The sequence below is a fragment of the Streptomyces sp. NPDC030143 genome, assembly GCF_055573695.1.
Genome location: NZ_JBVIAY010000011.1, coordinates 13,639 through 29,796 on the forward strand (window position 1 = coordinate 13,639; position 16,158 = coordinate 29,796).

Annotated in this window: 11 protein-coding genes; 5 read left to right on the forward strand and 6 right to left on the reverse strand. The window is 74.5% G+C overall.

All coding sequences use genetic code 11. The annotated features are described in order from the left end of the window. Positions 1-38: 38 nt before the first annotated feature. The 4 genes from ACZ4YY_RS20090 to ACZ4YY_RS20105 all read right to left on the reverse strand — a co-directional run bounded on the left by ACZ4YY_RS20090 (position 39) and on the right by ACZ4YY_RS20105 (position 8,150). A complete protein-coding gene (locus tag ACZ4YY_RS20090) occupies positions 39-680 on the reverse strand; it encodes a hypothetical protein (RefSeq protein WP_468291634.1) in 642 nt (213 codons plus the stop codon). 338 nt (positions 681-1,018) lie between these two features. Next, entirely contained in the window at positions 1,019-2,383 is a 1,365-nt protein-coding gene (locus ACZ4YY_RS20095) for an FAD-dependent oxidoreductase (RefSeq protein WP_468291635.1), read from the reverse strand. Between the two features lie 488 nt (positions 2,384-2,871). Beyond that, positions 2,872-5,565 (reverse strand): SpoIIE family protein phosphatase, encoded by a 2,694-nt coding sequence (locus ACZ4YY_RS20100; protein ID WP_468291638.1) that lies wholly within the window; start codon positions 5,563-5,565, stop codon positions 2,872-2,874. Positions 5,566-5,606: 41 nt separating this feature from the next. Further along, positions 5,607-8,150, reverse strand: coding sequence for a SpoIIE family protein phosphatase (locus tag ACZ4YY_RS20105; protein WP_468291641.1), 2,544 nt, complete (start codon positions 8,148-8,150; stop codon positions 5,607-5,609). Between the two features lie 892 nt (positions 8,151-9,042). Between ACZ4YY_RS20105 and ACZ4YY_RS20110 the strand changes: the two genes are divergently transcribed. Beyond that, the gene (locus ACZ4YY_RS20110; protein ID WP_468291644.1) at positions 9,043-9,888 is read left to right on the forward strand and encodes a DUF72 domain-containing protein; all 846 of its coding nucleotides are present in this window, start codon (positions 9,043-9,045) and stop codon (positions 9,886-9,888) included. Positions 9,889-9,935: 47 nt separating this feature from the next. Here ACZ4YY_RS20110 and ACZ4YY_RS20115 read toward each other — a convergent pair whose 3' ends face one another. Next, on the reverse strand, positions 9,936-10,616 hold the full coding sequence (locus ACZ4YY_RS20115) for a lipoprotein (RefSeq protein ID WP_468291645.1): 681 nt from the start codon (positions 10,614-10,616) through the stop codon (positions 9,936-9,938). Positions 10,617-10,820: 204 nt separating this feature from the next. Between ACZ4YY_RS20115 and rpmG the strand changes: the two genes are divergently transcribed. Beyond that, complete coding sequence (gene rpmG / locus ACZ4YY_RS20120; protein ID WP_468291648.1) at positions 10,821-10,985, forward strand: 50S ribosomal protein L33; 165 nt, start codon at positions 10,821-10,823, stop codon at positions 10,983-10,985. A gap of 293 nt (positions 10,986-11,278) precedes the next feature. Further along, the gene (locus ACZ4YY_RS20125) at positions 11,279-11,815 is read left to right on the forward strand and encodes a cysteine hydrolase family protein (protein ID WP_468291651.1); all 537 of its coding nucleotides are present in this window, start codon (positions 11,279-11,281) and stop codon (positions 11,813-11,815) included. 35 nt (positions 11,816-11,850) lie between these two features. Here ACZ4YY_RS20125 and ACZ4YY_RS20130 read toward each other — a convergent pair whose 3' ends face one another. Continuing rightward, positions 11,851-12,258 (reverse strand): cupin domain-containing protein, encoded by a 408-nt coding sequence (locus tag ACZ4YY_RS20130; protein WP_468291654.1) that lies wholly within the window; start codon positions 12,256-12,258, stop codon positions 11,851-11,853. Between the two features lie 708 nt (positions 12,259-12,966). Here ACZ4YY_RS20130 and ACZ4YY_RS20135 point away from each other — a divergent pair. After that, positions 12,967-13,758 (forward strand): hypothetical protein, encoded by a 792-nt coding sequence (locus tag ACZ4YY_RS20135; protein ID WP_468292129.1) that lies wholly within the window; start codon positions 12,967-12,969, stop codon positions 13,756-13,758. Between the two features lie 196 nt (positions 13,759-13,954). After that, the gene (locus ACZ4YY_RS20140) at positions 13,955-16,051 is read left to right on the forward strand and encodes a DUF1996 domain-containing protein (protein ID WP_468292132.1); all 2,097 of its coding nucleotides are present in this window, start codon (positions 13,955-13,957) and stop codon (positions 16,049-16,051) included. The last annotated feature ends 107 nt before the right edge of the window (positions 16,052-16,158 follow it).

A 16,158-nucleotide genomic window follows, 5' to 3' on the forward strand; every position in this document is an offset into this window, starting at 1 on the left:
CCTCGGCCCGGGTGCGTCACCGTCGGAGGCCGTCGGGTTCAGGCCCCGCCGCTTCCCGCTCCCGCGCGGCCGCCCCGTCTGCCGATGCCGCGACGGCGGGCCGCCGTCGGTCCGGGCGCGGTGCCGTCGGAGGCCGCGGGGGCGCTGAAGCCGCCCGGGACCAGGCGCGGCGGCGCCACGGCCGTGGACGGCGACGGGCGGCCGTCCGGGGCGAGGTCCGGGCGCGGGGGATCGGCCGGCGCGAGGTCGGGGGGCGGGGGACCGGTCGGGGGCGTGGGACGGGCCGCACGGCCCACCACACGCGTGTGCGGCATCAGCGGGGCGCAGGCGGAGCACACCTCGCTGAGCGTCCACACCTGGCCGACGGCCGGGTCGTGCCGCAGGACGAGCACCACCGTACCCGCGCAGGCCACCCGGGTGGCCTCGTGCAGCGCACACCGCTGCCGACGGCAGGAGCAGGCGGCGTCGGGGCGGACCGCCGCCGCTCGCGCGTGGGCGGCGGCATGCGCCTCGGCGAACCGGCGCAGGGCCGCGAGATCCCGGGAGCGCGACGGCATCGCGCACGCCGAGGAGCAGGTGACCGACGCGGTTCGGTCCCGGTGCCCGACCACGCGGATCGTCCAGGAGCGGCCGGGACGGCGGGCTGATGGAGCGTCAGGGTAGGTGAGAGCCAAGACCACATGTCCTTCGTGGGAGGCGGGCGGGCGGGACGGCACTTCGGGCCCGCGGGCTGATCCGGCGCGGCCCTTCGGAAGTGACGTCGTTCACAGCATGCCCGTGCCCCCGCGGACCCATTCGCGTGATGCCTCCCCCGGGCCGACGCACGGTTGCGCGCGGTACACCTGAACGCCTCCCCCGTCGGCCGCGAGTGCGCCGCCGACCGCCGGCCGCCGACCGGCTGCCGTGCCCCCGCCGACCGCCCCGGCCGACCGCCCGGAATCCCTCCCCGGCCCACCGATCCGCCCGGGAAACGCCGAGGGGCCCGGAGACGGATCGTCTCCGGGCCCCTCGCGCGGGCTCAGGCGCCGCTCTCGCGGAGCATGTCCTCACGCTCGACGATCTTCACGCGGTCGCGGCCCTGCGGCTCGCCCAGCGCCTTCTCCGCCGCGTCCAGCTTGTACCAGCCCTCCCAGGTGGTGAAGCGGACCCGGCGCTCGGCGAGGAACGCGTCCACGGCCTCCGGCGCGGGCGAGGCCGGCGTGTGCAGACGGCCGTTGGCGAAGTCGTCCAGCAGGTTCGACACCGTCTCGTTGGCGTCGCCCTTGGTGTGGCCGATCAGGCCGACCGGGCCGCGCCGGATCCAGCCGGTGACGTACGTCGACTGCAGGTGGGCGCCGGTCTCCTCAATGACCCGGCCGCCCTCGTCGGGAACCGTGCCCGACTCGAGGTCCCAGGGCAGCTTGGGCAGCTTCTCGGAGAGGTAGCCGACCGCTCGGTAGACCGCGGTGACGTCCCAGTCCTTGAACTCGCCGGTGCCCTTGACGTTGCCGGTGCCGTCGAGGGCGGTGCGCTCGGTGCGCAGACCGACGACCCTGCCGTCCTCCCCGAGGATCTCCGACGGGGACTCGAAGAAGTGCAGGAACAGCTTGTGCGGGCGGTCGCCGATGTCGCGGATCGCCCAGTTCTCCAAGGTCTTGGCGACCATGTCGGCCTGCTTGTTGCCGCGCCGCGTGGCGATCGAGCCGTCGTCGTAGTCGATGTCCTCGGGGTCGACGATGACCTCGATGTTGGGGGAGTGGTCCAGCTCGCGCAGCTCCATCGGGGAGAACTTCGCCTGCGCCGGGCCGCGGCGGCCGAAGACGTGGATCTCCAGCGCCTTGTTGGCCTTCAGGCCGTCGTAGACGTTCGGCGGGATCTCCGTCGGCAGCAGCTCGTCCGCCGTCTTGGCGAGGATGCGGGCCACGTCCAGGGCCACGTTGCCGACGCCGAGGACGGCGACCTTCTCCGCTTCCAGCGGCCAGGTGCGCGGCACGTCCGGGTGACCGTCGTACCAGGAGACGAAGTCCGCGGCGCCGTAGGAGCCGTCCAGTTCGATGCCGGGGACCGACAGGTCGCGGTCGGCCATGGCGCCGGTGGAGAAGATCACGGCGTCGTAGAAGGCGCGCAGGTCGTCGAGGTTGATGTCGGACGGGTAGTCGACGTTGCCGAAGAGGCGGATCTGCGGCTTGTCGAGGACCTGGTGGAGGGCGGTGATGATGCCCTTGATCCGGGGGTGGTCCGGAGCCACGCCGTACCGGATCAGTCCGAAGGGGGCCGGCATGCGCTCGAAGAGGTCGACGGACACACCGGGGTCGGCGGCCACATCGGACTTGAGCAGCGCGTCGGCGGCGTAGATCCCGGCGGGGCCGGCTCCGACGATGGCTACCCGCAGGGGGCGGGGCATGATCAGGTTCCCTTCGAGCGGCGACAGTCGATCTCGACGGGAAGCCTAAACTGAGGCATGCCTAACCCGGTACGCGGGTCCGGTCTATGGACTCATAAGCGGCTTTTATGAGCGACGGGAAGCCGCCGACGGGCCGCCGACGGGCCGCACCGAGGCCGCCCCCGGGCCGCGCCGCGCCGTCGGCCGGGCCGCCCCCGAGCCGCTCGTCACGCCCCTGGATGTGGCGGGCGCGGCGCGAGCAGGCGGCGGTCGCCGGTCGGCGGTCGGTGACGACGCGCCCGTCGCCACCGCGGCTCATCGCGCCACCGAGCCGCTCGTCACGCCCCTGGATGTGGCGGGCGCGGCGCGAGCAGGCGGCGGTCGGCGGTCGGTGACGACGCGCCCGTCGCCACCGCGGCTCATCGCGCCACCGCAGCTCATCGCGCCCCCGAGCCGCTCATCGCGCCCGCGGACGGCCCGGCACCGCGCGGCGGCAGCCTGCCGGCGGGTTACGGCAGCGGCTGTTCCGCCCAGATCACCTTGCCGGTCGGCGTGTAGCGGGTCCCCCACCGGTCGGTGAGCTGCGCGACCAGGAACAGACCGCGGCCGCCCTCGTCCGTCATCGCCGCGTACCGCAGGTGCGGCGAGGTGCTGCTGCCGTCGGAGACCTCGCAGATCAGCGTGCGGTCGCGCAGCAGACGGACCCGCACCGGGGCGCTGCCGTAGCGGATCGCGTTGGTGACCAGCTCGCTCAGGATCAGCTCCGTCGTGAACGACAGGTCCTCCAGCTCCCACCGGGCCAGCTGCCGGACCACCGCGGCGCGCACCTCGCCCACCGCGGCCGGGTCCACCGGTACGTCCCACTCGGCGACCCGGTCCGCGCCCAGCGCCCGGGTGCGGGCGACGATCAGCGCGATGTCGTCGTTCGGACGGGCCGGAAGCAGAGATTCCAGAACCGTCCGGCAGGTCTCCTCCGGCGAGCTCCCGGTCCGCTCCAGGGCGCCGCGCAGCCGCTCCAGGCCGGTGTCGATGTCCTGCCGCCGGTCCTCCACCAGCCCGTCCGTGTACAACACCAGCCGGCTGTCCTCCGCCAGCTCCAGCTCGGCCGTCTCGAACGGCAGTCCGCCCAGACCCAGGGGCAGCCCCGCCGGGACGTCCAGGAACTCCACCCGCCCGTCGGGGTGGACCAGCGCGGGCGGCGGATGTCCGGCCCGGGCCACGGTGCACAGCCGGGACACCGGGTCGTAGATGGCGTACAGACAGGTCGCCCCCGCGACGGGCGCGGTGGCGCCGTCGGCCGCCTCGTCCTGGTCGATCCGGGCCACCAGTTCGTCGAGGAGCCCGAGGAGTTCCTCCGGCGCCAGGTCCAGCGCCGAGAAGTTGTGGACGGCGGTGCGCAACCGGCCCATGGTGGCGGCCGCGTGCAGCCCGTGCCCCACGACGTCCCCGACGACGAGGGCGACGCGGGCACCGGACAGCGGCAGCACGTCGAACCAGTCGCCGCCGACCCCCGCCTGCGCGGGCAGATAGCGGTAGGCGATGTCCAGGGCGCCCTGCTCGGGCAGGGTGCGCGGCAGGAGGCTGCGCTGCAGGGTGACGGCCATGCCGTGCTCGCGGGTGAAGCGGCGCGCGTTGTCGATGGAGATCGCGGCCCGCGCCACCAGTTCCTCCGCGAGCACCACCTCCTCCGGGTCGAAGGGCTCGGGCCGCTCCGAGCGCCAGAAGCTGACCACGCCCAGCATCAGCGACCCCGCCCGCACCGGCACCGTGATCAGCGAGTGGATGCCGAACTCCACGACCTGCTCGGTGCGCTCCATGTCCTGCGCCCGCCACCCCGGGGACTCCGCCAGCCGCGCCTCCAGGACCGGCCGCTCGGTGGCCAGGGAGCGGGCCTGCGGAGCGGAGTCGACGTACCGGATCTGCTCGCCCACCGCGTACATCGGCGCACCCTTGCGGACACAGCTGACGGCCGTGCGCCGCAGGGCGGCCCGGGCCTCCGGCTCCTCGCCGGCCAGGACGGCGTCGAAGAGGTCCACGGTGGCGAAGTCCGCGAACCGGGGCACGGCCAGCTCGGCCAGTTCCTCCGCCGTGCGGGTCACGTCCAGGCTCGTGCCGATGCCGACACCGGCCGCGTACAGCATGTCGAGGCGCTCGCGTGCCGCCTCCGCCCGGCCGGACAGGGCGCGCAGCTCGGTGGAGTCGCGCAGCGTGGCGACGCTGCCGGCGGGCCCGCCCGCGAGCTCCGTCGGCCGCTGGTTGATGGCCAGCAGCCGCTCCCCGACCAGGTGCACCTCGTCCGTGGCCACCCGCCCGGAGGCGAGCAGGGCGGCGGTGTCGGAGTCCAGACCGAGGTCGAGGACGTGGCGCCGCTCGGCGTCCGCGGGCAGGGCCAGCAGGCGGTGCGCCTCGTCGTTGGCGAGCAGCAGGTCGCCGTCCCCGCCGACGATGATCACGCCCTCGCGCACGGCGTGCAGGACCGCGTCGTGGTGCTCGTACATCCGGGTCATCTCGCGCGGGCCGAGGCCGTGGGTCTGGCGCAGCAGCCGGCGGCTGACCAGGGCCGTGCCGCCGGTGGCCAGGGCGAGGGCCGCGGCGGCGGTGGCCAACACGAGCGGCAGCTGACGGTCCGCGTTGCCGCCGACGCGCGCGGTGGTGATGCCCGACGACACCAGGCCCACGATCTCTCCGTCGGGGGCCCTCACCGGCACCACCGCCTGCACCAGCCGCCCGATCGTCCCGTCGACCTCCTCCACGACCTGGCCCCCGGCCTGGGCCGGTGCCAGCGTCCCGACGAACTTCTTGCCGATGCGGTCCGGCTTGGGATGCGTGTAGCGGACGCCCTCGGGGTTCATGACGACGACGAAGTCGACCTCCGTGGCCTCGCGGGCGGCCTCGGCGCGCGGCTGGAGCACCGCGGTGGGGTCGGGCGAGCGCAGGGCCGCGACGATGCCGGGGGAGTTCGCGAACGTCTCGGCGACGGCGAGGGAACGGTTGCGGGCCTCCTGGGTGGTGTCGTGCCGTACCTGGAGCACCAGCGCCACGACGGCTCCGACGACCAGCAGCAGCACGATGACCACCTGCAGGACGAACACCTGCGCGGCCAGACTGCGCCCGCCCATCGTGGTCTCGGGCGTACGCCGCACCCGTGGGCCCCGGGGACGACGGACCGGCCGGGCACCCGATCGTCCCAGGAGTCGGACCATGAGCCATGTCTACACTGCCCGGCCGCGTGAGGCGAGAGGCACTACGCAGGGTGACGGAACGGGTCCGCCGTGGCCCCCGGGCCGTGCCGGGTCGCCAGCAACAGCGCGATGTCGTCGGGCCGGTCGGCGGACTGCCGTGCCGTCGCGGTGAGCCGGTCGGCGACGTCCGGCAGGGGACGCCCCGGGACGGCCGCCGCGTCGGCCAGAGCCGCGCGCAGGTCGGTGATGCCCTCGTCGATGTCGTGGCCGGGCCGCTCGACCAGCCCGTCCGTGTACAACACCAGGATCGCCCCCGGGTCCAGACGCAGGTGGGCGACCGGGTAGCGGGCGCGCGCGTCGACCCCGAGCACCATCCCGCCCGGCAGGTCCACGGTCTCGGTGCGGCCGTCGGGGTGGTGCAGCAGCGGTGGCAGGTGGCCGGCGTTGACCACCCGCGCCAGGCCCGTGGCCGGGTCCAGCCGGACGTAGCAGCAACTGGCGAACTGGCCGGGGTCGAGGCCGATGAGGAGGTGGTTCGTGCCGCTCAGCACCTCCTCGGGCGGCCGGTCGCCGAGCGCGAACGCCCGCACCGCGCTGCGCAGCTGCCCCATCGTGGCCGCCGCCTGCACCCCGTGTCCCTGCACGTCCCCGATGACGAGGGCGAGTCCGTCCCCGGCCTCCACGACGTCGTACCAGTCGCCGCCCACCTCCATGCCCTCGGTGCCGGGCAGATAGCGTCCGGCCGTCTCCACGTCCGCGTGCTGCGACAGCCGCCGCGGCAGCAGGGCCTGCTGGAGACCTCGGGCGAGGGCGGCCTCGGTGTCGTAGCGCTGGGCCTTCTCCATCGCGTGGGCGATCAGCCCGGCCAGCGCGGTCAGGACGGTGCGCTCCTCGGAGCTGAAGCTGCGCGGGCGGTCGAAGCCGAGGATGCACGAGCCGACCGGGCGGCCGGACGCGATCAGCGGCAGGAAGGCGCGCGCCCCCTGCGCCGCGTCGAGCGCGATGCCGGGGTAGGCCTCCTCGATCTGCGCCATCGAGTCGAAGAAGAGGGGCCGTCCGGTGGTGAGGGTCTCCACCCCGGGCAGCCGGGCGTCCAGCCCCACCCCCTCGAACGGGGCCAGGAACCCTTCCGGGAAGCCGCTCTCCCAGGCCAGGTGCAGATGCCGCTCCTGGAGCAGGTAGATGGCCAGCCGGCGGCCGCCGAAGGCGGGCAGCAGCTCCTGCATGACCACCGCCGACACCTGGCGGGCGGTCACCGCCTCGGTCAGCGCGATCGCCAGGACGATGGGCCGGTACAGCGGAGCCGTCGAGGCGGCGGCGTCCGGCGCGGGTGTCCCGGCCTCGGTGTCGGCCGCGTCCGCGGCCGCCGGCCGGGCCGGGTCGTGCGCCACGCGGTTCGCCGGGACGGCGGTGCAGGTCAGCAGGTCGGGGCCGGGATACACGGCCATGCTCAGCCAGTCGCCCTCGAACGGCTGCGGCCCGTCGGCGCGGTCGTCCGCCGGCGGGGGCCGGCGCACGTGGAAGTGCACCGGCTCCGGTGCCAGCAGGGCGCCGCGCAGGTGTTCCTCGTAGGCGGGCCGGCTCAGCCACGGCACGGCGTCCCACAGGGGCCGGCCGAGCATCCGCGAGCGTTCCACACCGAGCAGGTGGGCGGCCCGCGGGTTGGCGTAGACGATCAGCCCGAGCCGGTCCAGGCAGAACACGCCCTCGGGCAGCAGGTCGGCCGCTCCGTCGGCCAGGGCGCCCGGTCCCGGATCGAGCAGCACACCGGTGACGGGCCGGGGTCCCGGCGCCGACGTGCCGGGCGCGCTCAGTTCCAGCAGCCGCAGGCTCCCGTCGGCGGTGCGCATCTGGACCGGCAGGGGAGGGGGTCTGCCCTGGGCGGCTTCGCGCAGCAGGGTGGGCAGGCCGTGGGCGTCCGTCGGGTCGACGGCCCGGGCGAGCGAGGTGAGGGTGCCGGGCGGCTCGTCCGGCGGCAGGCCGAGGAGGACGCGGGCGGGCTGGTCGGCGGTGACGACGCCGGTCACCGGGTCCCACGCGAGCCAGCCGACCCTGGCCGGAGCCGGTCCCGCGGCCGGCGGCCGCACGCACAGCGGCTCGGCGTCCCAGGTCACGGAGCCGCCCTCGGCCTCCAGCCGCAGCAGGGCGACGCCCAGGTCGTTCGCCACGCGGGTGAGCCGTTCGCGGTCCCCGAGGAACTCGCCCGCGTCGGACGACGCCGCCCGCAGCACGGTCATCACCCCGAGGGACCGTCCGCGCGCCGTGACGGGCACGCTGACGGTCCCGAACTGGAAGGGCAGTCCTGCGGCGAACTGCGGGTAGCGGCGCATCGCCTCCGTGGCGTTGGCCAGCACCACCGGGACGCCGAGCCGGTGTGCGTCGGTCACCGGGAAGGGCCGGTCCACGCTCACCCGCCACCAGGGCGTGAACAGCGGTCCGGGCAGCCCGGAGAGGACGGCCAGCCGCAGCATCCCCGCCGTACGGGAACACAGGTACACGCCCCCGGCGCGGCCACCCGCGGCACGCAGCGCGGCCACCGCGGCCCCGGTCAGCAGTGCGGCCGGCGGCCCGGGCGGCCCCGGCACGTCCCCGGCGCTCCCAGTCATCGCCCCTACCTCGTCCGTACGCCGCTTCCTGGGCGACACAGCAAGAATGCGCCACATCGGGGCGGGTGCGCATCCGCGCGGCCGTCGACATCCCCGGCGCCCGAACCCGCCGGGGAGCACGGGTCGCCACGGGGCCCTGCGGCGCATGCACGACCGTGTCGCCCGGTCCGCCCCCGAGGCCGGTAACGCAGGCACGACCCGGCCGCCCGGACCGGCGGGGGAGTACGGGTCGCCCGGGGCCCCGCGGCGCATGCACGACCGGGTTGCCCGGTCCGCCACCCTGGCCCCGCGGCGCATGGTTCGAGCGCGGAGCCGGGGCCCCCGCGTCGAGCGCATCGGGACGGCACGGGACGGCCTGCCGACGCGGTCCGCCGTGACCGGGTGGCCGCGTCGACGCAGCCCCGGCACACCGCCTCCACCCGCTCCGAGGGCATCGACGAGGGGTCCCGCAGGGTCGGTGCCCAGCGGGTCCGCGCACGGGCCGGCGCACGCGCGATTCGCGGTACGCGGGCGCCACGCCCGCCCTCGGCTCCGACCGGCCCGTCACCGCCCACGACGCCCGCGCGGTCCTGGCCACCACCCACCACCCGCCGTCCGCCACCCGCCGCCCGGAGGCGCGGCCTCCCGGCGGTGGCCGGACGGACCGGTCTGGTGGCGCCGGAATGCCGCACCGCCGCACGCGGCCCGCGCGGCCGGGGAACAGCGGACCGCCGGCCGGATCGCCCCCGAACTCTCCGTCGACCTCACCGCCTTCGCCGTGGACCCGGTCGAGGCGCCCGTCGACCGCCTCGCGGACGCGCCGGTGCGCCTGACGGTGACGGGCGGTCAGGTCGTCCATCGCGGGGACCGCCGCGGGAGGAGGATCTTCGCCGCGACGGGGTAACCGCCCGCCATGGGCGAGATAGTGGTCGGCACCTGTTCGTGGACGGACCGGGCGCTGGTCGGCAGCGGCTGGTACCCACCGGGACGGCGGGACGCGGAGGGCCGGTTACGGCACTACGCCGAGCAGTTCCCGGTCGTGGAGGCGGACTCGACGTACTACGGCCTGCCGAGCGAGCGCACCAGCGGGCTGTGGGCCGAGCGCACACCCGACGGCTTCGTGTTCGACGTGAAGGCGTTCTCGCTGCTGACGGGTCACCCCACCCGGCCCGCCGCGCTGCCGCCGGGCCTGCCCGACGACATCCGCTCCCCGAAGGCGCTGGACGAGGTGTGGCGCCGGTTCGCGGACGGAGTCGGGCCGTTGCGGGAGGCCGGAAAGCTGGGTGCCGTGCTGTTCCAGTTCCCGCCGTGGCTGCGGCCCGGCGCCCGGGCGCACGCGTTCCTCGCCGACTGCGCCGAGCGCACCGCCGGGTGGCCGGTCTGCGTCGAGTTCCGGCACCCCGACTGGTGGCGCGGCGAACAGGAGCACGCGACCGAGGCCCTGTTGCGGTCGCACGGATTCGCCGCGGTCGCCGTCGACATGGAGCAGTCGCTGCCGACGGCGATCCCGCCCGTGACACCCGTCACGTGTCGGCGGCTCGCGGTCGTGCGGTTCCACGGCCGCAGCCAGGCCTGGGGGACGGGCAGCAAGGAGGACCGCTTCCGGCACGCCTACACGGACGACGAACTGCGGGAGTGGCTGCCCCGGGTGCGTGCGCTCGCCGACCGGGCCGAGCGGGTGCACGTGCTGTTCAACAACTGCTGCGCCGACGCGGCGGTACGCGCCGCCGCCAGGATGCGCGAACTGCTCACACGCTGACGGCGGGGGTGACCCGGGCGACCGGGGCGACCGGGGGTGGCGGACCGTCAGGTGCGTGCCTTCAGCGTGCTCTTGGCCAGCTCGAACGCCGGGACCATCGCCAGGTGCTCCTCGTCGTCCATGCCGCCGAGATGGACGACGACCGAGCCGGCGGCCGTGGTCACGGCGAGGGCGCGCTCCTTCTTGGTCTCTTCCATGATCTTGCTGGTCGTGACGTACTCCACCTCGGCCCCGGTGAGCCCGCCCGACGTGAACGCGCTGTACCGCGGCTTGCTCGCCGAGTCGTCGGCGGCGACGAACTGCTCCAGTACCGTGCGGGCGGCGGCGTCGCCCGGCCCGCCCGTCCAGACCCGCAGGAAGCCGATCTTGCCCGCGGGCTTGGCGTCGATCTCGCAGACCATGGTGACCGGACCCTGGTGCAGGAGTTCGTCGAGCGCCTGGCTCAGTTCGTCACCGCCGCCCCCCGCCTCCGACTCGACGGCCTCGGGCGTCCAGAACTCCGCGAAGTCGAAGGTGACGGGAAGCTCGCAGGCGGAGCCGGCGGCGCCGACGCTCCCGCCGCGTGCCGCCACCTTCGCGGTGCCGGCGGCCGTGGCCTCGGCCCCCGCCGTCGACTGCTTGCCGGACGCCCCCGTGCGGCCCTGCTCCTCGCCGCATCCCGTCGCCACACTCGTCAGCAAGGCGGCCGCCGCCAGGCCCCGCCACACGTTCCCCACCCCAGTGCGCACCGCTGTCTCTCCCTTTGGAACCGGCGTCGTCGCCGGTGTCGATACCGGCGGAGCACTGTAACCGAGGGGCCGGCCACCCTGGACGGGCAGGTCGCCACGGGGGCGGGGACGGAGGAATGCCGGCGCCGGGTGCGCTGTTGTACCGCATCCGGTATGCGCCGATCAACGAAGGAATCGGAGCGGTGCCGGTGAGAGGAGGTCCCCATGGCACGCAGCACGGCGCGCCCCGTCGTCACCCTGAGGTCCACGGCCGAAACCGGTGTCACCTACGTGACCCGCAAGAACCGACTGCACGACCCCGAGCGGATGGTCCTGCGCAAGTACGACCCCGTGGCCGGACGGCACGTCGCCTTCCGCGAGGAGCGGTGACCCGGCCCTGACCCGCGGGTCGGGGGCGCCCTTCACCCTGGTGCACGCCCACCGGGCGGCCCCGGCGCGACGGACCTACGGTGGGGGAGCGGCCGCGTCCCGAGGGACCACCGGCCGCTCCCGGCCGGAGCCGACTTCCCCCATCGTCCCCACCGGCCGGGATCAGGCCCACAGCTCCGAGCTGATCGGCTCCCTTCTGTTCGGAGCTCTGTCCCTGCGCCCGTGACGGCGACCACGCCCGCACTCGAGTGACGTGCCGAAACACCTGCCGCTTCGTGGGAACCCATGGACCCATGGGGAAGACCGCACTGATCGTCATCGACATGATCAACACCTACGACCACCCGGACGCCGAGCTGCTGCTGCCGTCGGCGCGCACGGTGGTCCCGGTGGCGGCCGCACTGCTCGACCGGGCACGACGGGCCGGCGTCCCCGTCGTCTACGTCAACGACAACTTCGGCCAGTGGCGCTCCCACCACGGCGAACTCCTCGACACGGCTCTCTCCGGGCCGCACGCCGACCTCGTCGAGCCACTGCGTCCCGACGACGCCTCCCTCTTCGTCATGAAGGCCCGGCACTCCGTCTTCTTCGAGACCCCGCTCGGCTACCTCCTCGACCAGGAGGGCGTCGACCGGCTCGTCCTGTGCGGCCAGGTCACCGAGCAGTGCGTCCTGTACTCGGCCCTCGACGCCCACATCCGCCATCTGGGGGTGACCGTGCCCCGCGACGCCGTCGCCCACATCCACGCCGACCTCGCCGACGCCGCGCTGCGGATGATGGAACGGAACATGGGGGCGCGGGTGTGCGACAGCGAGGAACTGTGGAAGTGAGCGGCGACCGGGCCGACGGCGTCGCCCGGCGCCGCTCAGCGGTGCCGGACCGGATCCGGTGGCGCAGCACGGGTCGACAGGGGCGCGTCGACGGGCAGGAGGAACAGGGCGCACAGCTCCAGGGTGCCCGCCTCCCGGTTCTCCGCCTTGTGCACCCCCCGGGGCCCCACCGGCTCGACGATGACCTGCCCGGCCGGGGTGACGCACTCGGAGCCGTCGGCCAGCGTCCGGGTGAGGACGCCGGCGGTCACCACGGCGACGACCCTGCCCTCGTGGTAATGCCAGGGCAGCTCACCACCCGGCGGGATCTCGTACCGCGCCACGACGACGCGTGTCCCCTCCGGTACGGACAGGGCGAGGTGCTCGGCCATGAGGCCGTCGGCGATCAGTGCCGGGACGGGCTCGGCGCCGGGCCGGGCCGCCACGGGCGACAGTCCGCTCACGCGGCGTGCCTCCGCGACGGGTGGGGGCCGAGGACGCGGGAACCGGTCCGGTCGCCGGGGCGGTCCAAGAGCTGCGAACCACAGGGGCGCCCGGCTCGCGACGCCCGGTACGCACGCTCACCGCGTTGCCCGAAGCCCCTGGCGGCTCCGCCACGAGGAGCTTCCGGCGCCTTGCGATCGCCCGCACCGGACCCCGCGAGCTGATCGGCCTCCGCTTTTGTCAGGAGCTCTAAGTCGGCCGGTGTCATGTTCCGCTGGTCAATGCGTTCCACAGAGTGAGATTATCCCACCGGTTCGAGGTAACCCCGGCGGCCCCTCTCGACGTCTACAAGGACGGACGAACCCGGCGCGCGCCCCCCGACCTGGGAGGACATCGCCCGCACGGGACGGGAAAGGGCCGTACGCCCGTGCGTGCGGTGAGCGGTTGGGGAAATCTTGAGGATCATGCATCCGGCAGAGGAACGGTGCCAGGGAGACGGTGACGTCCGTGGCAGAGGCGGCGGACAGGGGGACGCCGGCGGCGGGGGACGGCGGCGGGAGCGGCACGTGAACCGGGGCGGGGGCGGTGACGGCGGCGCCCGCGAGGACCGTGCCGGGCACGGAGACGGCCAGGGGCGCGAGGACCGTGACGGCCCCGGCGACCGCGAGGACCGCGACGGCCGTGACGGTCGGGGTCACGATCGCGGTGACCGGGGTCGGGCCGGTGCCTTGGCCCGGGGTGTCGCGTTCGCGGGGCGCACGCTGCGCGCCGAGTGGCACGGCATCGTCGTCGACCCCGTCCGGCGACTGCGCCGGCGCGGACCCGCCGGGCTGCTGCTGGCGGTCGTCGCCTGTGCGGGCGTGATCTTCTTCCACGCCCTCGCGCAGCGGCCCGCCGGTGCCGAAGCGGTGCGGATCCTCGGCGGCGTCCAGGGCGACCTGCCGCTGTGGCTGGCGCTGCTGCGCACCCCCGTCTCCCTGTACGTCCCCGCGCTCGACCTGCCCGTGTGGGCCGGCATTACGCAGCTCTTCCTCGCGTTCGCCCTGGCCGAGGCCACCCTCGGGCGGACCAGGACACTGGCGATCGCCTACGCCACCACGCTGGCCGGTACCCTCAGCGCCCGCCTGATGATCTCCGTGGGTCCGGGCTGGTGGGGCTTCGGTCTCCCGCCCGAGGCGGGACAGGTGCTCGACACGGGTCCGTCCGCCGCCGTCGTCGGCCTTTTCACCTACCTGTCGGTCATCCGGCGCGCCCCCGTCGTGTTCACCCTGACCGGCGGCTCCATGATCCTGGAGTCCGTGATCAAGCCCAACCTGGCCGGCCGCGAACACCTGGTGGCGGTGGCCGCCGCCATCGTCCTGGGGCTGCTCCACGGACACGGTGCACGGTGGCGGAGGGCCCTGTCACGCCGCGGCGGCGCCCGGCGCGGGACCGGGGTCCGCGGTGAGGACCCCGGAGAAGCCCCAGGAAGCACCCCGGGGCGTACCGGGGGACATCTCCAGGACAGAACGTCTCTCTGAGAAATCCCTGTGAATTCACGGGACGCTTGAACACCGGTGTGGTCTGCCGCGTACATGGCCGGGGGAACTCATGTCCTGGCCGCCGACGACTACGCGTAGGAGCTACTCCGTGGGACACAACAGGCGCAGGCGCCCGACGGGCGGACGGCGCGCGACCTTTGCCGCGGTCGCGTTGATGCTGGGCGGCGGAGGGCTGATGGCCGCCAACGTCTACGCCTCCGCCAGCGTGGACGACACCGCGGAGCCCTGGACCTCGGGTTCCGTCACCATCGACTGTCCCGACGTCGGCAGCCGCCTGACCAGCGTCCCGGAGGAGGCCGCCCCCGAGGTCGACCGCGAACTCGCCCTCCTGGACGAGCAGATCGCCGCCGCCTACCGCCAGCTCCAGGGCTCGGCCCAGGCCGTGCGGCAGGACGCCGGCTTCGCCGACAACGCGGTCATGAACCCGCTGAAGGAGAAGCGCGGCGCGACCATCGAGCGCATCGCCGTCGCCATCGGCCGGGTCGGCGACCGCCCCGAGGGTCTGGCGGACCTCGCGGCCTGCGCCCTGCGCAGCGACGGGAACCGGGCCGACGGCGACGGGGCGGGCGAGAACGGTCAGGACCAGGAGCAGAACCAGGACCAGGACCAGGGGCAGAACGGCGACCAGGGCCAGGGCGGGAACCAGGACGGCGGACAGCAGGGCAACGGCAACGGCGGACAGGCCGGGAACGGACCCGTCGCCGGCGACTTCGTGGACATCACCGCCGTCCAGCCCGAGGGACAGAACCCGCCGCTCCGGCAGGACGCCTCCCGCGGCACCTTCGCCACCAGCTGCGGTGTCAACGAGAACGGCCTGTTCAACTCCGACAACGTGATCGTCGCACCGGGCGTCAGCAACGGCGCCCACCACTTCCACGACTACGTCGGCAACCAGGCCAACGACGCCTTCGCCTCCGACGACGATCTCGCGGGCGCCGACACCAGCTGTGTCGACCAGGGCGACAGGTCCTCGTACTTCTGGCCCGTCCTGCGCCTGCAGAACGGCACCCAGGAGCAGGACGCCAACGCTCCGGGCGGCGGCACCGAGGGCAACGCCGGTGAGATCGTCACGCCCAAGGAGGTCACGATGACCTTCGTCGGCAACCCGGGCGCCAAGGTCACCGCCATGCCGCGCCTGCTGCGCATCATCACCGGCGACGCCAAGGCGTTCGTCAACGGCACCGCCAACGCCAACGCGTCGTGGAGCTGCACCGGCTTCGAGGACCGGCAGCTCAAGGACAAGTACCCCCTGTGCCCGGACGGCAGCGACGTCGTGCGCAGCTTCCGCTTCCAGAGCTGCTGGGACGGCGACAACATCGACAGCGCCAACCACCGCACGCACGTGGCGTTCGCCGGCGCCGACGGCAGCTGCCCGGCCGGCTTCCAGGCCATCCCGCAGCTGGTGCAGCGCATCGTGTACGACGTCGACGCCCCGAGCCTGCAGGACGGCGGCCGGACGACGCCCCTGTTCGCCGTGGACTCCTTCCCCGAGCAGCTGCACAAGCCCGTCACCGACCACGGCGACTTCATCAACGTCTTCGACGAGGACCTGATGGGCGAGATGGTCGACTGCATCAACGAGGGCCGCACCTGCGGCGCCGGCGCGGGCAACGGCGGGGGTGACAACGGCGCCGGTGACAACGGCGGCGACAACGGTTCCGGCGCCGGCCAGGACCAGGGCGGCCAGGACCAGGGTGGCCAGGACCAGGGTGGCCAGGACCAGAACCAGGGTGGCCAGGACCAGGGCGGCCAGGGCCAGAACCAGGGTGGCCAGGGCCAGATTCAGGACGGTCAGGACCAGGACCAGGGTCAGCAGCCACCCGTCCGGAACCCCGCCACGGGCGACGCCGGCTCCGCCGACACCCCCCGCAGCGCGGAACCGCGCGCCTACGCCGAGCCGACGACGAAGTCGACCCGGGCGGCGGCCCCCGCCCAGCAGGACGCCGCGGCTCAGCAGAACGCCACCGCCGGCCAGAACGGCCCCGACACCCGGAACAGCGCGGACGCCCAGAACAGCGCGGACGCCCAGAACGGCACCGACTCCCAGAACGGCACCGCGCCGCAGGGCGAGCTCGGCACCGCCGTGACCGCCCCGCGGCAGACGCTGCCCCCCGCCGACGCGGGCGACACCCCCGTCGTCCCCGCGCCCCAGCCGCAGGCCCAGGGCGGTCTGGCCGAGACGGGCGCCGACCTGTGGCCCGCGGCCGCCGGTGGGATCCTGGTGATCGGCGGGTTCGTCCTGCTGCGCCGTACCGCCACGCGCCGGTACTGAGGCCCCCGGGGGGCACCCGGGCACGTTCGGGTGCTCCCGGACGCGAGGGGCCGTCCCGGCACCGGGCCGCGCGGTATATGTCGCTCGGAGCGGCCGGCACAGGCCGC